Here is a 21219-nt window from a genome sequence, read left to right as displayed (position 1 = left end):
TGTTCTTGAGCTGCTTTCGTGCCGGTAAATATCCGGACACACCGAAACTTAAAGGCAGAAACAGCCAAGGATCTATGTTAGCGCATTTGGTCAAATAATGCCAAGCAGCATTGACACAAGACTACTTTTGTGGGATTGGCACCGGGACGACACCAAACGGAGCAAGTCCTGCCGCTCCCCCGTCGGGTGCGGTGATGACCCAGATACCCTCTTTGTGCCGGGCGACTGAGTGTTCCCATTGGGAGGCATTCGATCCGTCTACGGTGACCACGGTCCAGTCGTCAGCCAGTGTCCGTGTTTCGATACTTCCGCGGACTAGCATTGGTTCAATCGCCAAGACCATCCCGGCTTTGACCCGTGGCCCGCGCATGCCGGAGCGGTAGTTGAAGACATCCGGTGCCTGGTGCATTGCCGAGCCGATGCCGTGACCAACATAGTCTTCGAGGATCCCCAGGGGTTCGCCTTGTTGTGCTCGAACGTAGTCTTCGATTGCGTTGCCGATCTCGCCGACGTGCTTGGCCTTGGCATAGGCAGCAATCCCGGCCCACATCGCGGCTTCGGTGATTTCTGAGAGTCGTTGGTCTGCCGGATCCACATCGCCGACCAACACGGTGCGAGCGGAATCGGAATGCCAACCATCGATGACCGCTCCGGCGTCCACCGAGATGATGTCGCCGTCGTTGAGCACTCGGTCACCGGGTATGCCATGAACGACTTCATCATTGACGGAGGCACAAATCGTGGCGGGGAAGCCGTGATAGCCCAAGAAGTTGGAGGTGGCGCCATGTTCAGCTAAGACGCTGCGGAAGACTTGGTCTAGCTCGTTGGTGGTGACACCGGGTTGCGCTGCTGCTACGACGGCGTCCAGGCCCTTGTGCAGGATGAGCCCGGCTTGGTGCATGGTGGCCATTTGGGCGGGGGTTTTCAGTTCGATATGTCGTGCCATGAAGTGTGTTTAACCTTTGCGACCCGGTGGTCAGGCCGATGTGTCGGGCCGCGACCATTATGTGGACAATTGTCAAGCGTAATGTGATGTGGCGGAGGGTGCCAATTTCACTGCGGAAGTTGTCGACCAACGAAAAACCGACCCGGTGACCGGGTCGGTTTTGTCGAACGCAGGAGAACTTAATCGTTCGTGCGTGGTTTGATGACCGGCAGCGTACCAGTCCGTGCACGAATGTTGTAGATCGTCTGCAGCAGGCGTTCGGTGACGTCATCAATTGCACCGGTACCGTCGACTCGACCAACGATGCCGCGTTCTACATACCCTTCGATCAGGTCTTCGGTCTCTTGGTGGTAGAGGTCCAAGCGATGTTTGATGACCTCTTCGGTGTCATCAGAACGACCCTCGGTCGCGGCACGCGCCAGGAGACGCTCGACGATTTCCTCGTCAGGCACTTCCAAGACCAAAACCGCAGTTAGGGTATCGTTTTTTTCTTCCATGATTTTTTCCAGGGCCTCAACTTGGCCAGCGGTCCTGGGATAGCCGTCAAGCAGGAACCCGTTTGACACATCAGCCTGGTTGAGACGGTCCGCGACCATCCGGTTGGTGACGTCGTCGGGCACAAAGTCGCCAGCGTCGATGTAGCGCTTGGCTTCTTGGCCCAGCTCGGTCATTTCTTTGACGTTGTACCGGAAGATATCTCCGGTCGAGATCGCCGGGATGGCCATCTTATCGGCAATGCGCACAGCTTGGGTGCCTTTGCCTGACCCTGGAGGGCCCATGATGAGCAAACGTGTCATGTGTTGTCCTGTCCTTGTTCGGGGTCTCGGATCTGGGTCTCAGCTTAGCGGAGCAAGCCTTCGTAGTGGCGTTGTTCCATTTGTGCGTCGATCTGTTTGATTGTTGTCAGGGCAACACCCACCATAATGAGGATGGAAGTGCCGCCGAATGGGAAGTTCTGGTCTGCCCCGATGAGCACGAATGCGATCAGTGGCAACATGGCGATCATGCCCAGGTAGAGGGCCCCGACGAAGGTCACCCGCGAGATGACGTATTCGAGGTATTGGACGGTGGGACGACCTGCCCGCACGCCCGGGATGAAGCCACCTTGGCGCTTCATATTGTCCGAGACGTCTTGCGGGTTGAACGTGATGGTCACGTAGAAGTACGTGAAGAAGATCGTCATAAAGAAGAACACGGCCATATACAGCGGGTGGGCGCCGGTGCCGAAGTACTGCTGCAACCACACGACCCAGCCGGCCGGTTCAGTACCGTCGGTGGGCATATTGAACTGAATCAAGATCTGCGGCAGCATCAGAATGGAGGACGCGAAGATCACCGGAATCACGCCGGCCATGTTGACCTTGATCGGAATGTAGGTCGTGGTTGAACCCACGGTGCGTCGGCCGATCTGGCGGCGTGCGTACTGGACCGGGATACGACGCTGGGAATCTTCCACGAACACAATGAGCATCATCACGGCGATGCCGATGACCATGACCAGCCCGAAGATGCGCCAGCCTTGGGTCTGCCAGATGGCGCCCAACCCTGCGGGGAAGCCCGCGGAAATAGCCACGAAAATCATCAGCGACATACCGTTGCCGACGCCACGTTCGGTGATCTGTTCACCCATCCACATGATGACGATCGCCCCGATTGCCAGGGTTAACACCAGCAGCAGGGTGGACCAGATGCCGTCGTCCGATAGCAGCGAGACGTTACAGTTGAGCAGCGCCCCGGAGCGGGCCAGGGTGGCGATGGTGGTCGCGTTGAGCAAGGCCAGGCCAACGGTGAGGTATCGAGTGTATTGCGTCAGGCGGGCTTGACCCTCTGGGCCTTCTTTTTGCAGTCGTTCGAAGGCTGGGATCACCACGCGCAAAAGCTGGGTGATGATGGCGGCCGTAATGTAGGGCATGATCCCTAGGGCAAAGATGGACACTTGGAGCAGCGCTCCACCGGAGAACATATTGACAAACGAATAGAGCCCACCGGTGGTGTCACCTTGAGCCAGGCACATTTGCACGTTGCCATAGTCCACGCTCGGCGCGGGGATGAAAACCCCTACCCGATAGATGGCGATGATGCCCAAGGTAAATAGGATCTTGGTCCGCAGATCTGGGGTTTTGAAAACCCTGGCTATCGTGCTGAACAAGTGTCCTCCTGACAGTAGTGCGAGAGCGCACTCTTTTTGAGATCCAACAGAATGGGGATCTTACGTACACAGCTGTACCTATTCTAGGCACGCTCAGAATTCTAACGTTAAAACCTGGGGCCCTCGACCTGTGACGAGACGCGTCAGGTCGAGGGCCCCTTGGGTATATCACTGTTCTAGTGCAGAACGGTGTTATGCAGTTGTGGTGGTGCCTCCGGCAGCGGCGATCTTGTCGACAGCTGATTTGGAGAACGCATCTGCGGTAACGTTGACGGCCACCGAGATTTCACCTGAACCCAAGACTTTGACCGGCTGGTTCTTACGAACCAGACCTTTTGCCACGAGGTCAGCAACGGTGACGTCGCCGCCTTCTGGGAAGGATTCGGTCAGTTTGTCGAGGTTGACAACCTGGTAGTTGATTTTCGCGGGGTTTTTGAAGCCACGCAGTTTCGGAAGGCGCATGTACAGCGGTAGCTGGCCACCTTCGAAACCTGCTGGCACCTTGTTGCGTGCCTTGGTTCCTTTGGTACCGCGGGTTGCTGTTTTGCCACCCTTACCGCCTTCACCACGACCGTAGCGCAGTTTGCGCTTGTTCGAACCCTTAGCGGGACGTAGGTCGTGAAGTTTCAGCGCTTCTTGTTGTTCTTCAGCCATTAGTCGACCTCCTCGACCTTAACCAAGTGGGACACGGCGTTGACCATGCCCACGGTGACGGGGTCGGCGGTGCGGGTAACGACTTTGCCGATACCCCGCAGACCGAGCGACCGCAGAGTTTCAACATGCTGTGGCTTGCTGCCAATAACCGAGCGAACCTGCGTAATCTGCAGTGTCGCGTCGGATGGGGCAAGGTTTTTGCGTGTTGTTTCGAAGTTCGACATGCTTACGCACCTGCCTTTTCTTCAGCACGTTTTGCACGGGCTTCAGCAATCGTCCGCAGCATAGGCGCTGGGGCAACTTCGTCGATTGGCAGTCCGCGGCGAGCTGCGACCTCTTCTGGGCCTTCAAGCTTACGCAGGGCATCGACGGTGGCGCGAACAATGTTGATCGCGTTGGCCGAGCCCATGGATTTGGACAGCACGTCGTTGATGCCTGCGGCTTCGAGGACCGCACGGACTGGACCACCGGCGATCACACCGGTACCGGGGGATGCTGGACGCAACAGGACAACGCCTGCGGCATCTTCACCCTGGGACAGGTGTGGAATGGTGGTACCTACCAGTGGGACGCGGAAGAAGTTCTTCTTGGCTTCTTCTACACCCTTGGCAATTGCGGCCGGTACTTCTTTAGCTTTCCCGTAGCCGACACCAACCATACCTTCGCCATCGCCGACAACGACCAGAGCGGTAAAGGCGAAACGACGTCCACCCTTGACCACTTTGGCCACACGGTTGATGGTTACGACACGTTCTAAGAACTGGTCACGGTTCTCTTCACGGGCGCCTTTACGGCCACCACGTTCACTCCGCTGGCCGCGCTGACCACGGTCGGAACCCTGGCCCTGGCCACGTCGTGCGCCACGGCCACCACGTTCTTGACGTTCGGTGTCCTGGCTTTCGGAACCCTGCGAGGTTTCGGAGACCGTCTCGTTGGTTTCGGTTGCCTGTGTGTCTTTTTCGTTATTTGCTTCGGTCACAGCTTCAGTCCACCTTCCCGTGCACCGTCGGCGACAGCGGCGATACGACCGTGGTATTTGTGACCGGCACGGTCAAAGACCACCTGAGTCACACCGGCGTCTTCGGCGCGCTGTGCAATCATTTCGCCCACTTTGCGAGCTTTTTCAGTTTTCTCGGCTTCCAGTGCACGCAGATCGGCTTCCATAGTGGAGGCCGAAGCGAGCGTGACACCGGCTTCGTCGTCGATGACTTGGGCAAAGATGTGGCGTGCTGAACGGTTCACTACTAACCGTGGGCGTGCAGCGGTACCCTGGATCCGTTTGCGTACACGTGCGTGACGGCGACGGCGGGCAGCGTTTTTGCCTTTGCCTTTGATACTGACAGTTGACATTACTTACCTGCCTTTCCGGCCTTGCGGCGGATTTTCTCACCCTCGTAGCGGATACCCTTGGCCTTATAAGGTTCGGTAACGCGCAGCTTACGGATGTTGGCGGCAGTTTCGCCGACAAGTTGTTTATCGATACCGGACACGGTGATCGTGTTGCCTTCGATGGCAAAGTTGATGCCTTCTGGGGCTGCGACATCGATGCTATGGGAGAAGCCCAGCTGCAGTTCGAGGTCGTTGCCCTTGGCCAGCACGCGGTAACCAGTACCGTGCAGTTCCAGTTTCTTGGAGTAGCCTTCGGTAACCCCGACGATCATGTTGTCGATCAGGGTACGGGTCAGGCCGTGGAGCGAACGTGAATCGCGTTCGTCATCCGGGCGGGTGACGGTGATGACGTTTTCTTCCATCTTGGCTTCAATTGGGCCGCGGATGGTCATCCCCAGCTCGCCTTTAGGTCCTTTGACGGACACATCGGAGCCGTCGATGGCAACTTCAACGCCGGAAGGTACGGTGATCGGAAGCTTTCCAATACGTGACATTGTTTCCCTTCCTTTCTGTTACCAGACGTAGGCGAGGACTTCCCCACCCACACCTTTCGACGCTGCTTGACGGTCGGTCAGCAGACCTGAGGACGTTGACAGGATGGCGATGCCCAGTCCACCTAGCACGTGTGGCAGGTTGTTGGACTTGGCGTAAACGCGCAGGCCTGGTTTGGAGATGCGGCGCAATCCAGCGATGGAGCGTTGACGCTGTGGACCAAATTTCAGTTCCAACACGAGGTCTTTCCCTACGCGTGCGTCAACTTCTTTATAGTCGCTGATATAGCCTTCGTTTTTGAGAATTTCGGCGACACCAATCTTCAGTTTTGAAGACGGCATGGTCACGGAATCGTGATGCGCCGAGTTAGCGTTGCGCAGACGTGTCAACATGTCTGCGACGGGGTCGGTCATACTCATATGTGGCTTTAGCCTTTTCTCGTTGTGGTTTCCTGAGCCGGTACACCGGAGCAGGACCTATAACGTAGTTAGATTACTGGTCTGCCTTGAACGGGAAGCCCAGTGCACGCAACAGTGCACGGCCTTCTTCGTCGTTTTTAGCGGTGGTGACGACGGTGATATCCATGCCGCGTACCCGGTCGATCTTGTCTTGATCGATTTCGTGGAACACGGATTGTTCGGACAGACCGAAAGTGTAGTTGCCGTTGCCATCGAACTGGCGAGGGCTCAGGCCGCGGAAGTCACGAATACGTGGCAGTGCGAAGGTCACCAGACGGTCCAGGAATTCCCACATGCGGTCGCCGCGCATGGTGACGTGTGCACCAATCGGCATACCTTCACGCAGCTTGAACTGTGCGATGGATTTCTTGGCGCGCGATACCTGTGGCTTCTGGCCGGTAATCAATGTGAGGTCTTCGATAGCACCGTTGATGACTTTGGAGTCACGCGCGGCTTCACCGACACCCATGTTGACGACGACTTTTTCCAGGCCTGGGACCTGCATGACGTTGACGTACTCGAACTCTTGTTGCAGTTCAGGCTTGATCTCGTCACGGTATTTGGTCTTGAGGCGCGGGGTAACCTTGGAGGCTGCGTTTTCAGATACCTGTGTCATTACAGCTCCTTTCCAGAGGCCTTGGCATAACGGACCTTGACGGTCTTGGTGACGCCTTCTTCTTCGACTTCTTCAAAGCGGTACCCAACGCGAGTTGGTTTTTCGGTTTCAGGGTCGACTACGGCAACCTTGGAGATGTGTAGCAGAGCTTCCTCTTCGACACGTCCACCTTCGGTTGCACCGTCCGGTCCCTGGCCGGCACGTACGTGCTTGGTCACACGGTTAATGCCTTCAACCAGTACGCGATCTTCTTTTGGTAGGACGCGCAGGACTTTGCCCTGTTTGCCGCGGTCTTTACCTGACAGAACCTGTACGAGATCGTCTTTTTTGATCTTTGCCATTGGTTAAATCACCTCCGGTGCCAGCGAAACGATACGCATGAACTGGTTATCACGTAGCTCACGGGCCACTGGGCCGAAGATACGAGTACCGCGTGGTTCGTTATCCTGACGGAGGATGACGGCTGCGTTTTCGTCGAACTTGATGTAGGAGCCATCGGAGCGTCGTACCGATTTCTTGGTACGAACCACTACTGCCTTGACGACTTCGCCTTTTTTGACGGCACCGCCCGGGATGGCATCTTTAACGGTGGCGACGATAACGTCGCCAATGGATGCATAGCGGCGTCCTGAGCCACCAAGAACACGAATGGTGTGAATTTCTTTCGCACCGGTGTTGTCGGCAACTTTGAGCCGCGATTCCTGTTGAATCACTTGCTTACTCCTGCTTGTCTCGCTGGTTCTCAACCCTCGGTTGGGTCGAGCCTTGCGGAACGGTCATGGAAATATTCTTGCTGTGCTTACCCCCGACTAGGTGAGACGTATGTAGCCGAACACGCGCACAGAGGCTGTTTGGTCACACAGTGCTTTTGAGCCGGGGCCGAGGCACGTTTGTGCAAGATGCTGTGCTGACTTTTCGTCAGATGCTCGGTGGATGGCCGGGCTATGAAAAGGGCACAGCTACAACATGCTACCTCATACCAGGGTGTTTTGGAAAATCATTGTCCGCCACTCCCCCGCCATGATTGCTTTGCGCACGTTTGTTTGTTAAACACCGCATCCGCACCAGATCTCTGATGCGGATGCGGTGATGTGGAAGCGCGGGTTACTTGGCGCGTTCTACGATGTCGGTAAGACGCCAGTGCTTGCCTTTGGCAAGCGGACGGGTCTCGGCTATCCGAACGATGTCGCCGATGCCGGCGGTGTTTTCTTCGTCGTGGGCCTTGACGCGTTTGGTCCGGCGCATGATTTTGCCGTACAGAGCGTGCTGTTTGAAGTATTCGATTTCGACAACGATGGTTTTTTGCATCTTGTCGGAAACAACTACTCCACGCAAAGTTTTGCGGTAGTTACGTTCTGGAGCGGCTGCGGTGTCAACAGACTCAGTCACTGTGATTCCTCCTCAGCCTACTTGCGGCTTTTCTTTTTGTCTTTGATGTCTTCTTCGCTGGCTTCCACTTCTTGGCGGATACCAAGGTCGCGTTCGCGAAGCACAGTCATAATGCGTGCGACATCGCGTTTGACGACCTTGATGCGACCGGAGTTGTCGAGCTGTCCGGTTGCGGCTTGGAAGCGCAGGTTGAATAACTCGGCTTTGGCTTTGTCGAGTTCTTCACGCAGGCGTGCGTTGTCGAAGCCATCCAAAGCATCTGTGGATAGTTCTGGTGAACCTAGTGCCATGGTTATTCACCACCCTCTCGGCGTACGATGCGAGCTTTGAGTGGCAGCTTGTGTGCGGCCAGACGTAGAGCTTCGCGGGCGACCTCTTCACTGACACCAGACAGTTCGAACATCACACGGCCGGGTTTGACGTTGGCAACCCAGAACTCTGGGGAGCCTTTACCCGAACCCATGCGAACTTCGGCTGGTTTTTTGGTCAGTGGGCGGTCTGGGAAAATGTTGATCCAGACGTGACCACCGCGCTTGATGTAACGCGTCATGGCGATACGAGCTGCCTCGATCTGACGGTTCGTTACGTATGCGCGACCGGTTGCTTGCAGTCCCCAGTCACCGAATGCTACTTCGGTGCCACCTTTGGCCATACCTTTACGGCCGGGACGGTGCTGTTTGCGGAATTTTACGCGACGTGGGATAAGCATTAGGCGTTGCCTCCTTGTGCGCCTGTGCGTGCACCCTGTGGGGCGCCACCGCGACGACGACGTGCTCCGCCGCGTCCACCACCACGTCCGCCACGGCCCGATGGGGCTGCGGCTTCCTGTGCGGCCAGTTCTTTATCGGTGAAGTCGCCCTTGTAGACCCATACTTTGACGCCAATACGTCCGTAGGTGGTCTTGGCTTCGAACTTACCGAAGTCGATGTTGGCGCGCAGGGTGTGCAGTGGCACACGACCTTCACGGTAGAACTCGGTACGGCCCATGTCGGCACCGCCCAGACGACCGGAGACCTGGATACGGATACCCTCGGCGCCGGCGCGCATTGCTGACTGGATGGAGCGACGCATTGCGCGGCGGAAAGCCACGCGTGCGGTGAGCTGTTCTGCAACACCTTGTGCGACGAGCTGCGCATCGAGTTCTGGTTTTTTGACTTCTAGAATGTTGAGCTGAATCTGCTTGCCGGTGAGCTTTTCAAGTTCCCGGCGAATGCGATCAGCTTCCGCACCACGGCGACCGATGACAATACCTGGGCGAGCAGTGTGCACGTCTACGCGGACACGGTCGCGGGTACGTTCGATCTCAACTTTGGAAATACCAGCACGTTCCATGCCGTCTTCGAGCAGGCTACGGATTTGGACGTCTTCTTTGACAAAATCCTTGTAGCGCTGACCTTTGACGTTGGAGTCGGCGAACCAACGCGAAACGTGATCTTTGGTAATGCCGAGGCGGAAGCCGTGTGGGTGAATTTTCTGACCCATTTAGTTGGTCCCACCTTTCTGATCTTCATCGATCGCAACAACCATGGTGACGTGGCTGGTGCGTTTTTTGATTTCGAAGGCACGTCCCTGAGCGCGTGGACGGTAGCGCTTCATGGTCGGGCCCTCATCAACGTAAGCTTCACTGACAAACAGTTCTTCTTCGTTGAAGGCCAGGCCTTCACGGTCTGCTTTGTCCCGTGCATTCGATACTGCCGAAGCGAGTACTTTATACACTGGATCGGATGCGCCCTGATGGGCGAATTTCAAGATGGCCAGGGCTTCATTCGCTTGCTTACCACGAACAAGGTCGACGACGCGCCGGGCCTTCATTGGCGTAACACGCAAATAGCGTGCAATTGCCTTGGCTTCCATTGCTTAATCCTCTCTAAGATCAGCCGACCGCGACTAGCGGCGGCCTTTCTGGTCGTCCTTGGAGTGGCCGCGGAAGGTACGCGTTGGCGCGAATTCTCCCAGTTTGTGTCCGACCATGGATTCGGTAATGAACACCGGCACGTGCTTGCGACCATCGTGGACTGCAATGGTGTGACCCAGCATGTCCGGGATGATCATCGATCGACGTGACCAGGTGCGAATAACGTTTTTGGTGCCCTTATCGTTCTCAGCAAGAACCTTGAGGTACAAGTGCTGATCTACGTAGGGGCCCTTCTTCAGGCTGCGTGGCATAAAGAGATCAGCTCCTATCGATTCTTCTTGCTTTTCGGACGACGACGCACGATGTACTGGTCGCTTGCCTTGTTTGGACGGCGGGTGCGGCCTTCCTTCTTACCGTTCGGGTTGGACGGGTGACGTCCACCAGAGGTACGACCTTCACCACCACCGTGTGGGTGATCCACCGGGTTCATGGCTGCACCACGAGTCTGCGGGCGTACGCCTTTCCAGCGCATACGTCCTGCTTTACCCCAGGAGATGTTGATTTGTTCAGCGTTGCCGACTTCACCAACGGTGGCGCGGCAGCGGATATCAACGTTGCGGATTTCACCGGAGGGCAAGCGCAGCTGGGCGTATTTGCCTTCACGAGCGACCAGCTGGATGGATGCTCCAGCGGAGCGGGCCAGTTTGGCGCCGCCACCTGGGCGCAGTTCCACAGCGTGGATTACGGTACCCAGTGGGATGTTGCGCAGCGGTAGGTTGTTGCCCGGTTTGATGTCGGCATTTGGGCCAGACTCCACCATGTCGTGCTGCTTGAGACGAGCTGGGGCGAGAATGTAGCGCTTGGCTCCATCGACGTAGTGCAACAGTGCGATGTTGGCGGTACGGTTCGGGTCGTATTCGATGTGAGCGACCTTGGCCGGGATGCCGTCTTTGTCGTGCCGGCGGAAGTCGACCAGACGGTACTGGCGCTTATGTCCGCCACCACGGTGACGTGATGTGATACGTCCGAGGTTGTTGCGGCCACCGCTCTTAGACAGGGGGCGAAGCAACGACTTTTCGGGCGTTGTTCGGGTGATTTCAGTGAACTCGGATACCGACGAGCCACGCTGGCCCGGGGTAACCGGTTTGTAATTACGAATTGCCATAAATATATTCCTCGATTAAGTGGTCTCCGGCCTAGAGGGCCGGACCTCCGAAGATGTCGATGGAACCGTCTTTCAGAGTGACGACCGCACGCTTGGTAGCTTTGCGGTTGCCATATCCGAAGCGGGTACGCTGACGCTTACCTTCACGGTTCATGGTGTTGACTGAAGCCACTTTGACATCGAAAATCGTTTCGATTGCCTGTTTGATTTCAGACTTGTTGGAGCGCGGGTCCACGAGGAAGGTGTAACGACCTTCGTCCATGTCCGCGTAGCTCTTTTCGCTCACGACGGGAGCTAGGATCACGTCGCGGGGGTTCTTGTCAATGTTGGTAGCCATGTGGTCTCCTCCTATTTGGCGCTTGCAGCGGCCACGAAGGCGTCGTATGCAGGCTTGGTAAAGACCACGTCATCAGCTTTGAGCACGTCGTACGTGTTGAGCTGATCAGCATACAGCGTGTGCACATGCTGCAGGTTACGAGTTGACAGTGCAGCGACGTCGTCCGAGCGGTCGATGACGACCAGGAAATTGCGACGTTCGTTTTGAACTTCAGCAAGAGCGGCTTTGGCGGCCTTCGTTGATGGGGTGTCCTGAGTGATCAGAGCCTCAACAACATGAATGCGGCCGTTGCGAGCACGGTCAGAGAGTGCTCCGCGAAGCGCTGCTGCTTTCATTTTCTTGGGGGTACGCTGCGAGTAATCGCGCGACTGTGGACCGTGGGCAACCCCACCACCGGTCATCTGAGGTTCGCGAATCGAACCCTGACGAGCGCGGCCGGTACCTTTTTGACGGAACGGTTTGCGTCCACCGCCGGATACTTCAGCGCGAGTCTTGGTCGCGTGAGTTCCTTGACGTGCTGCAGCAAGCTGTGCGTTGACAACCTGGTGCATGAGAGCAACATTTGCTTCGACGTCGAACAGGTCAGCTGGTAGATCCACCGATACTTTCTTGACAGCCATGTGCTAGGCTCCCTTCACTGCATCGCGAACCAGAACAACGCGACCGCGTGGGCCAGGTACTGCACCTTTGATGAGCAGCAGGTTGTTTTCTGCATCGATAGCATGCAGAGTCAGGTTCTGGGTGGTTGTTTTGACGTTGCCCATACGGCCTGGAAGCTTCTTGCCCTTGAACACACGACCTGGGGTGGCAGCGCCACCCACGGAACCGGGTTTGCGGTGGTTCTTTTTCGCACCGTGAGATGCAAACGAGCCGCTAAAGTTGTGGCGCTTCATGGCACCGGCGAAGCCTTTACCCTTGGAGTTCGCAGTGACATCAATTTTCTGTCCTGCTTCGAACTGTTCAACGGTTAGGTCCTGGCCGAGTTCGTAGTTAGCTACGTCTCCGGTACGGATTTCGACGAGATGACGGCGCGGTGTAACTCCGGCCTTATCGAAGTGTCCGACCAATGGCTTGGTGACTTTACGAGGGTCGATTGCACCGTAGGCAATCTGGACGGCAGTGTAACCGTCAGTTTCTTCATTACGAAGCTGGGTCACTACGTTAGGCTCAGCCTGAACCACAGTAACGGGAATGAGGTTGTTGTTCTCGTCCCATACCTGGGTCATGCCGAGCTTCGTGCCCATCAATCCCTTGACGTTTTTTTGGGATGTGGTCATAGTTCTCTCAGCACCTCCCTAGCTTAGAGTTTGATTTCAATGTTGACGTCCGCTGGCAGGTCGAGGCGCATCAGCGAATCAACAGCCTTTGGAGTCGGGTCTACGATATCGATAAGACGTTTGTGAGTACGCATTTCGAAGTGCTCACGGCTGTCTTTGTATTTGTGCGGAGAACGGATCACGGCGAACACATTCTTCTCTGTCGGTAGTGGAACCGGGCCTACTACCTGTGCGCCTGCGCGTGTGACCGTATCGACGATCTTCCGCGCTGAAGTGTCGATCACTTCGTGATCATACGACTTCAGCCGGATGCGGATTTTTTGTCCCGCCATGGCGTCTGCCTCATTTCCGTACTAGTTGAGTACCTGTCCCTGTGAACATGACGACAGCATTGGCTGTTCATGTATTGTTTTCGCTCATAAAGCCGAATCCGTAAAAAACGGGTTCCTCGACGATATGAGACCATCAAGATTTATAGCTCGCCACGCGCCGCGAAACTTGCGTCGAGTGGGAAGTTGATGTTTGTGTTTGTGCTCTCGTGTCGCGTGCTCGAGGCCACCGAGGCGGCTTCAGGCACAGTTGTTTTGAGCAACCTGTCTATTATGACAGAAATGTGGGCGCAACGCGAATCGGTGGCCCGAGTATTCGTCGGGACACGTCTGGGGTTTGCACCGCCCGTATAGCCTAGCAAGTTTGCGGTGAGTCTGCAGCTCGGTATGTTGTCTGGGCATGAGAAAACCCCCGCCCTAACGGACGGGGGTTTCTTGTCACTTAGCGCAGTGCTAAGCGCTCAATTCAAAACGTCTTACTCGACGATCTTGGTTACACGACCGGAACCAACGGTACGTCCACCTTCACGGATGGCGAAGCCGAGGCCGTCTTCCATCGCGATTGGCTGGATCAGTTCAACGCTCATCTCGGTGGTGTCACCTGGCATGACCATTTCGGTACCTTCTGGCAGGGTGATAACACCGGTTACGTCAGTGGTACGGAAGTAGAACTGTGGACGGTAGTTCGAGTAGAACGGGTTGTGACGGCCACCCTCGTCCTTGGACAGAATGTAGACGTTCGCTTCGAACTTGGTGTGTGGGGTGATCGAGCCTGGGGCTACGACAACCTGACCGCGTTCAACATCTTCACGACGCAGACCACGAAGCAGCAGACCACAGTTTTCGCCTGCCCAGGCTTCGTCGAGCTGCTTGTGGAACATCTCGATACCGGTAACGGTGGTCTTCTGGGATTCCTTGATACCAACGATTTCAACTTCAGAGTTGATAGCGAGGGTACCGCGTTCTGCACGACCGGTGACAACAGTACCGCGACCGGTAATGGTGAACACGTCTTCGATCGGCATCAGGAATGGCTTGTCACGGTCACGAGTTGGTTCTGGGATGTACTCGTCGACTGCGTCCATGAGGTCTTCAACAGCCTTGACCCACTTCTCGTCGCCTTCGATAGCTTTGAGAGCGGATACGCGGATGACTGGTGCGTCGTCACCGTCGAAGTCCTGGGAGGAGAGAAGTTCGCGAACTTCCATTTCGACCAGTTCCAGCAGGTCTTCATCGTCGACCATGTCGGATTTGTTCAGTGCAACCAGCAGCGAAGGTACGCCAACCTGCTTGGCCAGCAGAACGTGTTCGCGGGTCTGAGCCATTGGGCCGTCAGTAGCAGCTACAACGAGGATCGCGCCGTCCATCTGGGCGGCACCGGTGATCATGTTCTTGATGTAGTCAGCGTGACCTGGGGCGTCAACGTGGGCGTAGTGACGCTTTTCGGTTTCGTATTCAACGTGCGAGACGTTAATGGTAATACCGCGCTGGCGCTCTTCAGGTGCACCGTCGATGTCGGCGTAGTCGCGCTGTTCGTTGTACTCAGGGTACTTATCGGCAAGTACCTTTGAGATCGCAGCGGTGAGGGTGGTTTTACCATGGTCAACGTGACCGATGGTACCGATGTTGATGTGCGGCTTTGTCCGCTCGAACTTTGCCTTCGACACAGATTCCTCCTAGAACTGTTCGACTGGAGAAGGACATGCAGCCGCTTGTGGCGGTCTGACTTTGGTCCAGTCTACGTCAGATGTTGTTTTTACTAGTTTCCCCGGTGGTTAGGACCGGTCCGTGGATTGCTAAACAACCTCGGCCGCCAATGCGGACCGGACCCTAGTCCTGAACCAAATACCGTGTTCGGGGTGACACGCTATTTGGCTGGTGGTGGGCCTGGCGAACCAAGCCCACCCCATAAATCTAGCCAGCTAATAAGTCTAAATTATTGGCCGGAGTGTTTCTGAATAATTTCTTCAGAAACTGCAGCTGGTACCTCGCCGTACGAGTGGAAGGTCATGGTGTAGACGGCACGACCCTGGGTGCGGGAGCGAAGGTCACCGATGTAACCAAACATTTCCGACAGTGGGACGTGCGCCTTGACGACCTTGACACCGGCTGCGTCTTCCATCGATTCGATGGTACCGCGGCGCGAGTTCAGGTCACCAATGACGTCACCCATGTATTCTTCAGGGGTACGCACTTCAACGGCCATGATTGGTTCTAGCAGAACCGGCTTGGCGCGCTTGATGCCTTCCTTGAATACCTGGGAGCCAGCCAGTTTGAACGCCATTTCCGATGAGTCTACATCGTGGTAGGCGCCGTCTTCGAGCGTGGCTTTGACGCCAACCATTGGGTATCCGGCAAGCACACCGAACTGCATGGCTTCTTGCATACCTTGGTCAACTGATGGGATGTATTCACGTGGAATACGGCCACCGGTTACGGCATTCTTGAATTCGTAGGTTTCGCCATCTTCGGTATCCAGTGGCTCGAAGGTCACGACGACCTTCGCGAACTGGCCGGAACCACCGGTCTGTTTCTTGTGGGTGTAGTCGACGGATTCGACCTTGCGGCGAATGGTTTCGCGGTAGGAAACCTGTGGTTTACCCACGGTGGCTTCCACCTTGAATTCGCGCTTCATGCGGTCGACGAGTACGTCGAGGTGCAGTTCGCCCATACCGCCGATTTCGGTCTGACCGGTTTCTTCGTTCTGGGAAACAGTGAAGGTTGGATCTTCTGCCGACAGGCGCTGAATAGCGGTCGACAGTTTTTCCTGGTCACCCTTGGAGTTCGGCTCGATGGCTACCGAGATCACTGGTTCTGGGAATTCCATGGATTCCAGAATGATCGGCGCATCTTTAGCTGACAGGCTGTCACCGGTGGTGGTGTCTTTGAGGCCCACGACGGCGTAAATGTGGCCTGCCTGTGCTTCGTCAACAGGGTTTTCCTTGTTGGCGTGCATCTGGAACAACCGGGAGATGCGTTCCTGTTTCTGCTTGGTCGCATTCAGGATCTGGTCGCCGGATTTGATCTTGCCGGAGTACACGCGAATGTAGGTCAGCGTACCGAAGAATGGGTGCGCAGCGATCTTGAAGGCCAGCGCGGAGAATGGCTCGTTCAAGCTTGGCTTGCGAGTCAGCACTTCCTCTGGATCCTTCACGGACACACCGCTCACCGATTCGACATCCAGTGGGGATGGCAAGTAGTCAACGACAGCGTCGATGATCGGCTGAACACCGCGGTTCTTGAAGGCCGAGCCACAGAAGACTGGGTAGGCTTCGTCGGCTACGGTCAGGGCGCGTACACCGGCCATGATCTCTTCGTTGGTGAGCTCACCGTCGTCCAGGTACTTCATCATCAGTTCTTCCGATGATTCGGCTACGGATTCGATGAGTTCGTTGCGGTACTCTTCAGCACGTTCCTGCAGTTCTGCTGGGATGTCCTGAATGTCGTAGCTTGCACCAAGGGCGGTGTCACCTTTGGCATCTTCTGGCCAGACGAAGGCTTTCATCGTGACCAGGTCAACAACGCCGATGAACTCATTTTCAGCACCGATTGGAAGCTGCATGACCAGTGGCTTAGCACCGAGACGTGACTTGATGGTCTCTACGGTGTAGTAGAAGTCTGCACCAAGCTTATCCATCTTGTTGATGAAGCAGATACGCGGTACGCCGTATTTATCGGCCTGACGCCAGACAGTCTCGGACTGTGGCTCTACGCCTTCTTTGGCGTCGAAGACCGCAACCGCACCGTCGAGAACGCGCAGGGAGCGCTCAACTTCAACAGTGAAGTCAACGTGCCCTGGGGTATCGATCACGTTGATCTGGTTACCTTCCCAGAAGCTGGTGACAGCTGCGGAGGTAATGGTAATACCGCGTTCTTTTTCCTGGTCCATCCAGTCGGTGGTGGAAGCACCGTCGTGGGTTTCGCCCAGTTTGTGGTTCACACCGGTGTAAAACAGGATGCGCTCGGTTGTAGTAGTTTTACCGGCGTCAATGTGAGCCATGATGCCGATGTTACGAACTTTTGTGAGGTCGGTAAGCACTTCTTGTTGTGCCACAGGTTCTCCCTTGGTTGTTGCCTGTTTCCGTGAGCCACAGACTCCTGGTTGAGGCAACGGCTCGGATTGAGTACTGAGTAGGTGTGTGGTTTACCAGCGGTAGTGGGCAAACGCCTTGTTAGCTTCAGCCATCTTGTGGACGTCCTCACGACGTTTCACAGCTGCACCCAGTCCGTTGGAAGCATCCAGAATCTCGTTTGTCAGACGCTCAGTCATCGACTTTTCGCGGCGTGCTTTTGAGAAAGTCACTAGCCAACGCAGCGCCAGAGCGGTTGCGCGACCAGGCTTGACCTCTACGGGCACCTGGTATGTTGCGCCACCAACACGGCGTGAGCGGACTTCGAGTGCGGGACGAACGTTATCCAGTGCCTTTTTCAGCGTGGCTACTGGGTCGTCGCCGCCTTTTTCGCGGGTACCGTTCAGGGCACCGTAGACGATACGTTCAGCAGTCGATTTTTTACCATCGACCAAAACTTTGTTAATCAACTGGGTGACCAAGGATGAACCGTAAACAGGGTCAACTACCAGTGGGCGCTTAGGCGCAGGTCCTTTACGTGGCATGTGTTAGTTCTTCTCCTTCTTGGCACCATAACGGCTACGAGCCTGACGACGGTCTTTGACGCCCTGGGTATCCAGAGCACCGCGGACAATCTTGTAGCGGACACCTGGAAGGTCTTTCACGCCACCGCCACGAACGAGCACGATGGAGTGCTCCTGGAGGTTGTGGCCTTCACCTGGAATGTAAGCGGTAACTTCGATACCACCGGCCAGGCGGACACGTGCGACTTTACGCAGCGCGGAGTTCGGTTTCTTTGGGGTGGTCGTGTACACACGTGTGCACACGCCACGACGCATTGGGCGCGAGTCTAGAGCTGGCGCGCCAACACGTTTTGGCTTTGGTGTGCGGCCCTTACGGACCAACTGCTGAATTGTTGGCAAAATACTCTCCGTATAATCTCATCTTCTTTCGAACGGTCCGAGAGCTCTCGAAAGTGCTTCGAATCGAAAGAAAGCTTGGTCTTTTTTCGACGTCCAGTAGATTTTCACTTTAGACGTGCAAAAAGGTGGCATTTGTTGCGCAAGTTCCCCGCAACCCGGACAGAGTCCTACTGCCACTTTGAATCAATCGTTCCTAGTGTACCAGGTTCGACACTATTGCAACAATTCAGCGCGCGATGTGGGATTGTGCTCCCATCATGCGTTCATGGTGCCGGGCGTGTGTTGGACTTCGCCTGCAGCTTTGGTCAAACGATAGCGCTGATAGAGGTCTCGTTTCAGGTTGCGATCCTTGGAATACTGCAGTGGCCATCCAATACGCCGGGCACGTTTTGCTTCATCCAACAGCTGCTGTTGTTCGGCCGAAGCGTACTGGTGGGCGAGCTTGAGCGGGATAGTCGTCGAGACCGCCGGGCCTTGGGTGGTGAACGGTGCGGGATGCGCTGATTTTTCAACGAATTCGCGATGCAAGTACTCGGCCGGATTCGCCCCAGCCACGGTGAGATAGTAATGGTGTCGACCCAAGCGCGGGTTCATCTCGAGAAAATACGCTTCACCGGTGTCTTCATGTACTTTAATGTCAAACATCCCGAAGCCGTGCCAGTTCAGTGCGTCCATCAGTTGCACGCCTTGCGCCTCAACCGACTGGTCGCTAGCCGCAATCAGTGCCCGAGCATTCCCTTCAAGGCCCGGGGCGTGATCCTCGACGACCACTTGGGCTAAGCCGGTCAACACTGTGGTGCCGGTCCGGTCTCGAAAATGAGTCAAGATACGCAAGTTCGAGTCGGGGCCGGGGATGAACTGCTGGATGATCATCGTGCCCTGATACCCAGCTTGAATTGCTTTGCTCAAAACGTCGTGAAGTTGTTGCGGATCCGTCAGGTAGTGCACTTTGCGTCGGCCAGGGAATCGGGTGTTGGCCCACGCGCTGCCATCGCCGGCTTTGAGGATGAGCGGGTAGCTCCATTCAGGTTCCGCCAACGAATCAACAAATGCGCCGACGGAGTCCACACCTTCTGAGCAATCGATTGTCGCAGTGCGCGGATACTTGATGCCCAGGTTTGCACAGCGGGCATAGAACTGTTCTTTCAGCGCTGCCTGATCCAATTGCGCTGCTGACAGCTCCGGGAATACGTACCCCATATCGCGCAGTTTGGCGCTGTGCTCCACCACGATGCGCACTAGATGGTCGTATCCGGGCAACAGGATCAGGGGGCGTTGAGCGTCTCGCTGGAGTTCATCAGCGACTTTTTCAAGGTGAGCTAGCACGTGGTCGGCCTCGAACATTTGGCCAGCGGGGCATAACTGTGTGAGCTTGCTCCCTCCAACGACCAGGTTTTCCGCAGTCGGGACGACAACCGACTTGGCCCCATAGGCTTCATGAAACTCTCGGGCGAGGCTATAGGCGCCGAGGTCTCCCCCGGTGATGACGGGGACGAATGGTTGGGTGGCCGGGATCTGAGCGCTCATAGGTCATCAGTGTAGCAACAGCACACCGGGCCTTTGGTGGTCTGTTGTGCCCCCTGATCGCTGAGCCGGTTGGGGTACCCTTGAAATTGTGACACTTCAAAAGACCCTGAATATTCAAGAGATCTCCCCCGAGCAGCACCACAGCTTTCTTGCCGAACATGACCAAGCGTCATTTTTGCAGAACCCACTGTGGCCTCAAACCAAACAGGCGTGGCGTAGCCAATCGGTGGGATGGTGGGACCAAGATAAGCTCGTCGCAGCCTCTCTGGTGCTCTACCGGCCGATCCCGATCCCGGGGTTACGTGGTCGAAGCCTGGCATATCTTGCCGACGGCCCGGTCTTTGATCCAGACACCATTGCACTTGAATCAATTCTTCAGCCGTTGATCCCTTTCGCGCGTGCCGAGGGTGCGTTTCTCATCCGGATGGGTCTGCCTTTTGTGCTGCGACGCTGGGACGCCGATGACGTTCGCAAGGCGTTGTCGGCCGGTGAGCACAAAATGATCCCAGAGTTGTCACCTGCGGAGTCACACGAGACCGCATTGACGATGGCAGACGATCTGTCCCGTCTCGGGTGGCAAGAGCCTGCGTTGTCGGAAGATTTCGAGGCAGGGCAGGCACAATTCCAGGCGCGTATCCCGCTTCCGGTACTGACAGACGAGCAACGAGCTGACCGGGAGTCTCCGGAGTTCCAAGCCGCCGTTGAAGAAGTCCTCATGCGCATGGACAGTACCTCCCGCCGACAGACTCGAAAGTCCACCCGGTCTGAGCTGACCATTTCCTCCGGTGGGCGCGAGGCCATTGGCCAATGGCAAGCCTTGTATGAAGAGACCGCGGAGCGCGATGACTTTATCGGTCGGCCGCAAAGCTATTTTGAAGCGATGTTCGAGGCCCTCAATGCATCGGAGATCGCCCAGTGCAAAGTGCTCTTTGCGCATTACGAAGACAAGCTGCTCGCCTCGGCGATCTATGTGCAGCAACAAGGCACTGGATGGTACGTATATGGCGCCTCAACTCGTGAAGAGTCTAAACGGTATGCACCCCGTGGCTTACAGCTAGAGCAGATCCAGCTCAGCCTTGAGGCCGGAGCGTCCTGGTATGACCTGGGCGGTGTGTCAGCCACATTGGATAAGGACCATGAGCTGGCCGGGTTAACACGGTTCAAAACCACCATGGGGGCTGATGTAGTCCAAACCATGGGTGAATGGGACTACCCCATCAATAAGGTGATGGCTCGCGCATTCCAGGCATATATGCAACGCCGCGGCTAGCCTTTGCACTTCACCCTCCGAAGTTTCTTGCACAGTGATTTCATTAGCGAATCAAGTTGGGCGCAATTACTGTGGAGAGAAAATGCCGCTCTTTCGATATCTAAGGTTGTGGTTCCATGAGTTCCCCTAATGATTCCCTATCAGCAACGACGCCGCGCACCTCACTGGTCCTTGTGTTGACGGGTATGGGTGCGCTGTTGGTCGTCGTCGGGGTCATCGCCCTGATCGCCACAGACCCGGTGAACTGGTTCGGGGTTGGCCTGGCGTGGTTCGCGGGGGTGTACAGCATGGTGCTGGCGCGCTTGGTGCGCAACCGTCGCCTTGAACCGAAGAAGTAATAGTTCGTGTTAAACCATCGGAGCCAGTGCGAGAT

At 56.1% G+C, this 21219-nt stretch carries 30 protein-coding genes; 2 read left to right on the top strand and 28 right to left on the bottom strand.

The features are described 5' to 3' along the window. Nucleotides 1-121: 121 nt before the first annotated feature. From map to J2S62_RS03540, 28 genes are all read right to left on the bottom strand, one after another. Nucleotides 122-946, bottom strand: coding sequence for a type I methionyl aminopeptidase (gene map, locus J2S62_RS03675; RefSeq protein WP_310171524.1), 825 nt, complete (start codon nt 944-946; stop codon nt 122-124). A 179-nt stretch (nt 947-1125) separates the two neighbouring features. Further along, nucleotides 1126-1743 carry an adenylate kinase gene (locus tag J2S62_RS03670; RefSeq protein WP_310171522.1) on the bottom strand — a complete coding sequence of 206 codons (618 nt, stop codon included), beginning with the start codon at nt 1741-1743 and terminating at the stop codon, nt 1126-1128. 44 nt (nt 1744-1787) lie between these two features. Further along, the gene (gene secY / locus J2S62_RS03665) at nt 1788-3095 is read right to left on the bottom strand and encodes a preprotein translocase subunit SecY (RefSeq protein ID WP_310171520.1); all 1308 of its coding nucleotides are present in this window, start codon (nt 3093-3095) and stop codon (nt 1788-1790) included. 192 nt (nt 3096-3287) lie between these two features. Beyond that, the gene (gene rplO / locus J2S62_RS03660; protein WP_310171518.1) at nt 3288-3749 is read right to left on the bottom strand and encodes a 50S ribosomal protein L15; all 462 of its coding nucleotides are present in this window, start codon (nt 3747-3749) and stop codon (nt 3288-3290) included. After that, nucleotides 3749-3973 (bottom strand): 50S ribosomal protein L30, encoded by a 225-nt coding sequence (rpmD, locus tag J2S62_RS03655; RefSeq protein WP_310171515.1) that lies wholly within the window; start codon nt 3971-3973, stop codon nt 3749-3751. Before rpmD ends, rplO begins: the two co-directional genes overlap by 1 nt. A gap of 2 nt (nt 3974-3975) precedes the next feature. Beyond that, entirely contained in the window at nt 3976-4728 is a 753-nt protein-coding gene (rpsE, locus tag J2S62_RS03650; RefSeq protein WP_310171513.1) for a 30S ribosomal protein S5, read from the bottom strand. Further along, nucleotides 4725-5099, bottom strand: coding sequence for a 50S ribosomal protein L18 (gene rplR, locus J2S62_RS03645; protein WP_310171511.1), 375 nt, complete (start codon nt 5097-5099; stop codon nt 4725-4727). Before rplR ends, rpsE begins: the two co-directional genes overlap by 4 nt. After that, nucleotides 5099-5632: a 50S ribosomal protein L6 gene (gene rplF / locus J2S62_RS03640; protein ID WP_310171509.1), complete on the bottom strand. Its 534-nt coding sequence runs from the start codon at nt 5630-5632 to the stop codon at nt 5099-5101. The genes rplR and rplF overlap by 1 nt, the downstream gene beginning before the upstream one ends. 18 nt (nt 5633-5650) lie before the next feature. Beyond that, nucleotides 5651-6049, bottom strand: coding sequence for a 30S ribosomal protein S8 (gene rpsH, locus J2S62_RS03635; RefSeq protein WP_310171507.1), 399 nt, complete (start codon nt 6047-6049; stop codon nt 5651-5653). Between the two features lie 73 nt (nt 6050-6122). After that, a complete protein-coding gene (rplE, locus tag J2S62_RS03630; RefSeq protein ID WP_310171506.1) occupies nt 6123-6704 on the bottom strand; it encodes a 50S ribosomal protein L5 in 582 nt (193 codons plus the stop codon). Beyond that, nucleotides 6704-7045, bottom strand: a complete 342-nt coding sequence (gene rplX / locus J2S62_RS03625; protein ID WP_310171505.1) for a 50S ribosomal protein L24 — start codon at nt 7043-7045, stop codon at nt 6704-6706. Before rplX ends, rplE begins: the two co-directional genes overlap by 1 nt. 3 nt (nt 7046-7048) lie before the next feature. Then, nucleotides 7049-7417 carry a 50S ribosomal protein L14 gene (gene rplN / locus J2S62_RS03620; protein ID WP_310171503.1) on the bottom strand — a complete coding sequence of 123 codons (369 nt, stop codon included), beginning with the start codon at nt 7415-7417 and terminating at the stop codon, nt 7049-7051. A gap of 391 nt (nt 7418-7808) precedes the next feature. Further along, nucleotides 7809-8093, bottom strand: a complete 285-nt coding sequence (rpsQ, locus tag J2S62_RS03615; protein WP_310171501.1) for a 30S ribosomal protein S17 — start codon at nt 8091-8093, stop codon at nt 7809-7811. 17 nt (nt 8094-8110) lie between these two features. Then, on the bottom strand, nt 8111-8383 hold the full coding sequence (gene rpmC, locus J2S62_RS03610; RefSeq protein WP_310171499.1) for a 50S ribosomal protein L29: 273 nt from the start codon (nt 8381-8383) through the stop codon (nt 8111-8113). 2 nt (nt 8384-8385) lie between these two features. Then, nucleotides 8386-8802 carry a 50S ribosomal protein L16 gene (gene rplP, locus J2S62_RS03605; protein WP_310171496.1) on the bottom strand — a complete coding sequence of 139 codons (417 nt, stop codon included), beginning with the start codon at nt 8800-8802 and terminating at the stop codon, nt 8386-8388. Continuing rightward, nucleotides 8802-9575 (bottom strand): 30S ribosomal protein S3, encoded by a 774-nt coding sequence (gene rpsC, locus J2S62_RS03600; protein ID WP_310171494.1) that lies wholly within the window; start codon nt 9573-9575, stop codon nt 8802-8804. The genes rplP and rpsC overlap by 1 nt, the downstream gene beginning before the upstream one ends. Beyond that, nucleotides 9576-9947 (bottom strand): 50S ribosomal protein L22, encoded by a 372-nt coding sequence (gene rplV / locus J2S62_RS03595; protein ID WP_310171493.1) that lies wholly within the window; start codon nt 9945-9947, stop codon nt 9576-9578. Between the two features lie 33 nt (nt 9948-9980). Continuing rightward, complete coding sequence (gene rpsS / locus J2S62_RS03590) at nt 9981-10259, bottom strand: 30S ribosomal protein S19 (RefSeq protein WP_310171491.1); 279 nt, start codon at nt 10257-10259, stop codon at nt 9981-9983. A gap of 14 nt (nt 10260-10273) precedes the next feature. Continuing rightward, complete coding sequence (gene rplB, locus J2S62_RS03585; protein WP_310171489.1) at nt 10274-11113, bottom strand: 50S ribosomal protein L2; 840 nt, start codon at nt 11111-11113, stop codon at nt 10274-10276. Nucleotides 11114-11144: 31 nt separating this feature from the next. Beyond that, complete coding sequence (rplW, locus tag J2S62_RS03580; RefSeq protein ID WP_310171487.1) at nt 11145-11450, bottom strand: 50S ribosomal protein L23; 306 nt, start codon at nt 11448-11450, stop codon at nt 11145-11147. An 11-nt stretch (nt 11451-11461) separates the two neighbouring features. After that, nucleotides 11462-12070 (bottom strand): 50S ribosomal protein L4, encoded by a 609-nt coding sequence (gene rplD, locus J2S62_RS03575; protein ID WP_310171484.1) that lies wholly within the window; start codon nt 12068-12070, stop codon nt 11462-11464. A 3-nt stretch (nt 12071-12073) separates the two neighbouring features. Then, on the bottom strand, nt 12074-12727 hold the full coding sequence (gene rplC / locus J2S62_RS03570; RefSeq protein WP_310171482.1) for a 50S ribosomal protein L3: 654 nt from the start codon (nt 12725-12727) through the stop codon (nt 12074-12076). A 23-nt stretch (nt 12728-12750) separates the two neighbouring features. Beyond that, nucleotides 12751-13059: a 30S ribosomal protein S10 gene (gene rpsJ, locus J2S62_RS03565; RefSeq protein WP_022871386.1), complete on the bottom strand. Its 309-nt coding sequence runs from the start codon at nt 13057-13059 to the stop codon at nt 12751-12753. Nucleotides 13060-13532: 473 nt separating this feature from the next. After that, nucleotides 13533-14723 (bottom strand): elongation factor Tu, encoded by a 1191-nt coding sequence (gene tuf, locus J2S62_RS03560; RefSeq protein ID WP_310171477.1) that lies wholly within the window; start codon nt 14721-14723, stop codon nt 13533-13535. Between the two features lie 269 nt (nt 14724-14992). Continuing rightward, complete coding sequence (gene fusA, locus J2S62_RS03555; protein ID WP_407650005.1) at nt 14993-17056, bottom strand: elongation factor G; 2064 nt, start codon at nt 17054-17056, stop codon at nt 14993-14995. A gap of 144 nt (nt 17057-17200) precedes the next feature. Continuing rightward, the gene (gene rpsG / locus J2S62_RS03550) at nt 17201-17671 is read right to left on the bottom strand and encodes a 30S ribosomal protein S7 (RefSeq protein ID WP_310171472.1); all 471 of its coding nucleotides are present in this window, start codon (nt 17669-17671) and stop codon (nt 17201-17203) included. A 3-nt stretch (nt 17672-17674) separates the two neighbouring features. Continuing rightward, nucleotides 17675-18049, bottom strand: coding sequence for a 30S ribosomal protein S12 (rpsL, locus tag J2S62_RS03545; protein WP_310171470.1), 375 nt, complete (start codon nt 18047-18049; stop codon nt 17675-17677). A 255-nt stretch (nt 18050-18304) separates the two neighbouring features. Continuing rightward, on the bottom strand, nt 18305-19576 hold the full coding sequence (locus J2S62_RS03540) for a carboxylate--amine ligase (protein WP_310171468.1): 1272 nt from the start codon (nt 19574-19576) through the stop codon (nt 18305-18307). Nucleotides 19577-19664: 88 nt separating this feature from the next. Here J2S62_RS03540 and J2S62_RS03535 point away from each other — a divergent pair, with 88 nt between their 5' ends. Both J2S62_RS03535 and J2S62_RS03530 read left to right on the top strand, forming a co-directional pair. After that, a complete protein-coding gene (locus J2S62_RS03535; RefSeq protein ID WP_310171466.1) occupies nt 19665-20846 on the top strand; it encodes a lipid II:glycine glycyltransferase FemX in 1182 nt (393 codons plus the stop codon). A 116-nt stretch (nt 20847-20962) separates the two neighbouring features. Then, nucleotides 20963-21184: a hypothetical protein gene (locus tag J2S62_RS03530; protein ID WP_310171464.1), complete on the top strand. Its 222-nt coding sequence runs from the start codon at nt 20963-20965 to the stop codon at nt 21182-21184. Nucleotides 21185-21219: the final 35 nt, after the last annotated feature.

This window comes from Enteractinococcus fodinae (assembly GCF_031458395.1).
GTDB lineage: Bacteria > Actinomycetota > Actinomycetes > Actinomycetales > Micrococcaceae > Yaniella > Yaniella fodinae.
The sequence above is the reverse complement of the archived record's forward strand: the minus strand, read 5'-3'. Positions and strand labels throughout refer to the sequence as shown.

Coding starts and splice junctions, on each gene's coding strand:
- map (WP_310171524.1), bottom strand. CDS start 946: ATGGCACGACATATCGAACTGAAAACCCCCGCCCAAATGGCCACCATG.
- J2S62_RS03670 (WP_310171522.1), bottom strand. CDS start 1,743: ATGACACGTTTGCTCATCATGGGCCCTCCAGGGTCAGGCAAAGGCACC.
- rplO (WP_310171518.1), bottom strand. CDS start 3,749: ATGGCTGAAGAACAACAAGAAGCGCTGAAACTTCACGACCTACGTCCC.
- rpmD (WP_310171515.1), bottom strand. CDS start 3,973: ATGTCGAACTTCGAAACAACACGCAAAAACCTTGCCCCATCCGACGCG.
- rplR (WP_310171511.1), bottom strand. CDS start 5,099: ATGTCAACTGTCAGTATCAAAGGCAAAGGCAAAAACGCTGCCCGCCGT.
- rplF (WP_310171509.1), bottom strand. CDS start 5,632: ATGTCACGTATTGGAAAGCTTCCGATCACCGTACCTTCCGGCGTTGAA.
- rpsH (WP_310171507.1), bottom strand. CDS start 6,049: ATGAGTATGACCGACCCCGTCGCAGACATGTTGACACGTCTGCGCAAC.
- rplE (WP_310171506.1), bottom strand. CDS start 6,704: ATGACACAGGTATCTGAAAACGCAGCCTCCAAGGTTACCCCGCGCCTC.
- rplX (WP_310171505.1), bottom strand. CDS start 7,045: ATGGCAAAGATCAAAAAAGACGATCTCGTACAGGTTCTGTCAGGTAAA.
- rpmC (WP_310171499.1), bottom strand. CDS start 8,383: ATGGCACTAGGTTCACCAGAACTATCCACAGATGCTTTGGATGGCTTC.
- rplP (WP_310171496.1), bottom strand. CDS start 8,802: ATGCTTATCCCACGTCGCGTAAAATTCCGCAAACAGCACCGTCCCGGC.
- rpsC (WP_310171494.1), bottom strand. CDS start 9,575: ATGGGTCAGAAAATTCACCCACACGGCTTCCGCCTCGGCATTACCAAA.
- rplV (WP_310171493.1), bottom strand. CDS start 9,947: ATGGAAGCCAAGGCAATTGCACGCTATTTGCGTGTTACGCCAATGAAG.
- rpsS (WP_310171491.1), bottom strand. CDS start 10,259: ATGCCACGCAGCCTGAAGAAGGGCCCCTACGTAGATCAGCACTTGTAC.
- rplB (WP_310171489.1), bottom strand. CDS start 11,113: ATGGCAATTCGTAATTACAAACCGGTTACCCCGGGCCAGCGTGGCTCG.
- rplW (WP_310171487.1), bottom strand. CDS start 11,450: ATGGCTACCAACATTGACAAGAACCCCCGCGACGTGATCCTAGCTCCC.
- rplD (WP_310171484.1), bottom strand. CDS start 12,070: ATGGCTGTCAAGAAAGTATCGGTGGATCTACCAGCTGACCTGTTCGAC.
- rplC (WP_310171482.1), bottom strand. CDS start 12,727: ATGACCACATCCCAAAAAAACGTCAAGGGATTGATGGGCACGAAGCTC.
- rpsJ (WP_022871386.1), bottom strand. CDS start 13,059: ATGGCGGGACAAAAAATCCGCATCCGGCTGAAGTCGTATGATCACGAA.
- fusA (WP_407650005.1), bottom strand. CDS start 17,056: ATGGCTCACATTGACGCCGGTAAAACTACTACAACCGAGCGCATCCTG.
- rpsG (WP_310171472.1), bottom strand. CDS start 17,671: ATGCCACGTAAAGGACCTGCGCCTAAGCGCCCACTGGTAGTTGACCCT.
- J2S62_RS03540 (WP_310171468.1), bottom strand. CDS start 19,576: ATGAGCGCTCAGATCCCGGCCACCCAACCATTCGTCCCCGTCATCACC.
- J2S62_RS03530 (WP_310171464.1), top strand. CDS start 20,963: ATGAGTTCCCCTAATGATTCCCTATCAGCAACGACGCCGCGCACCTCA.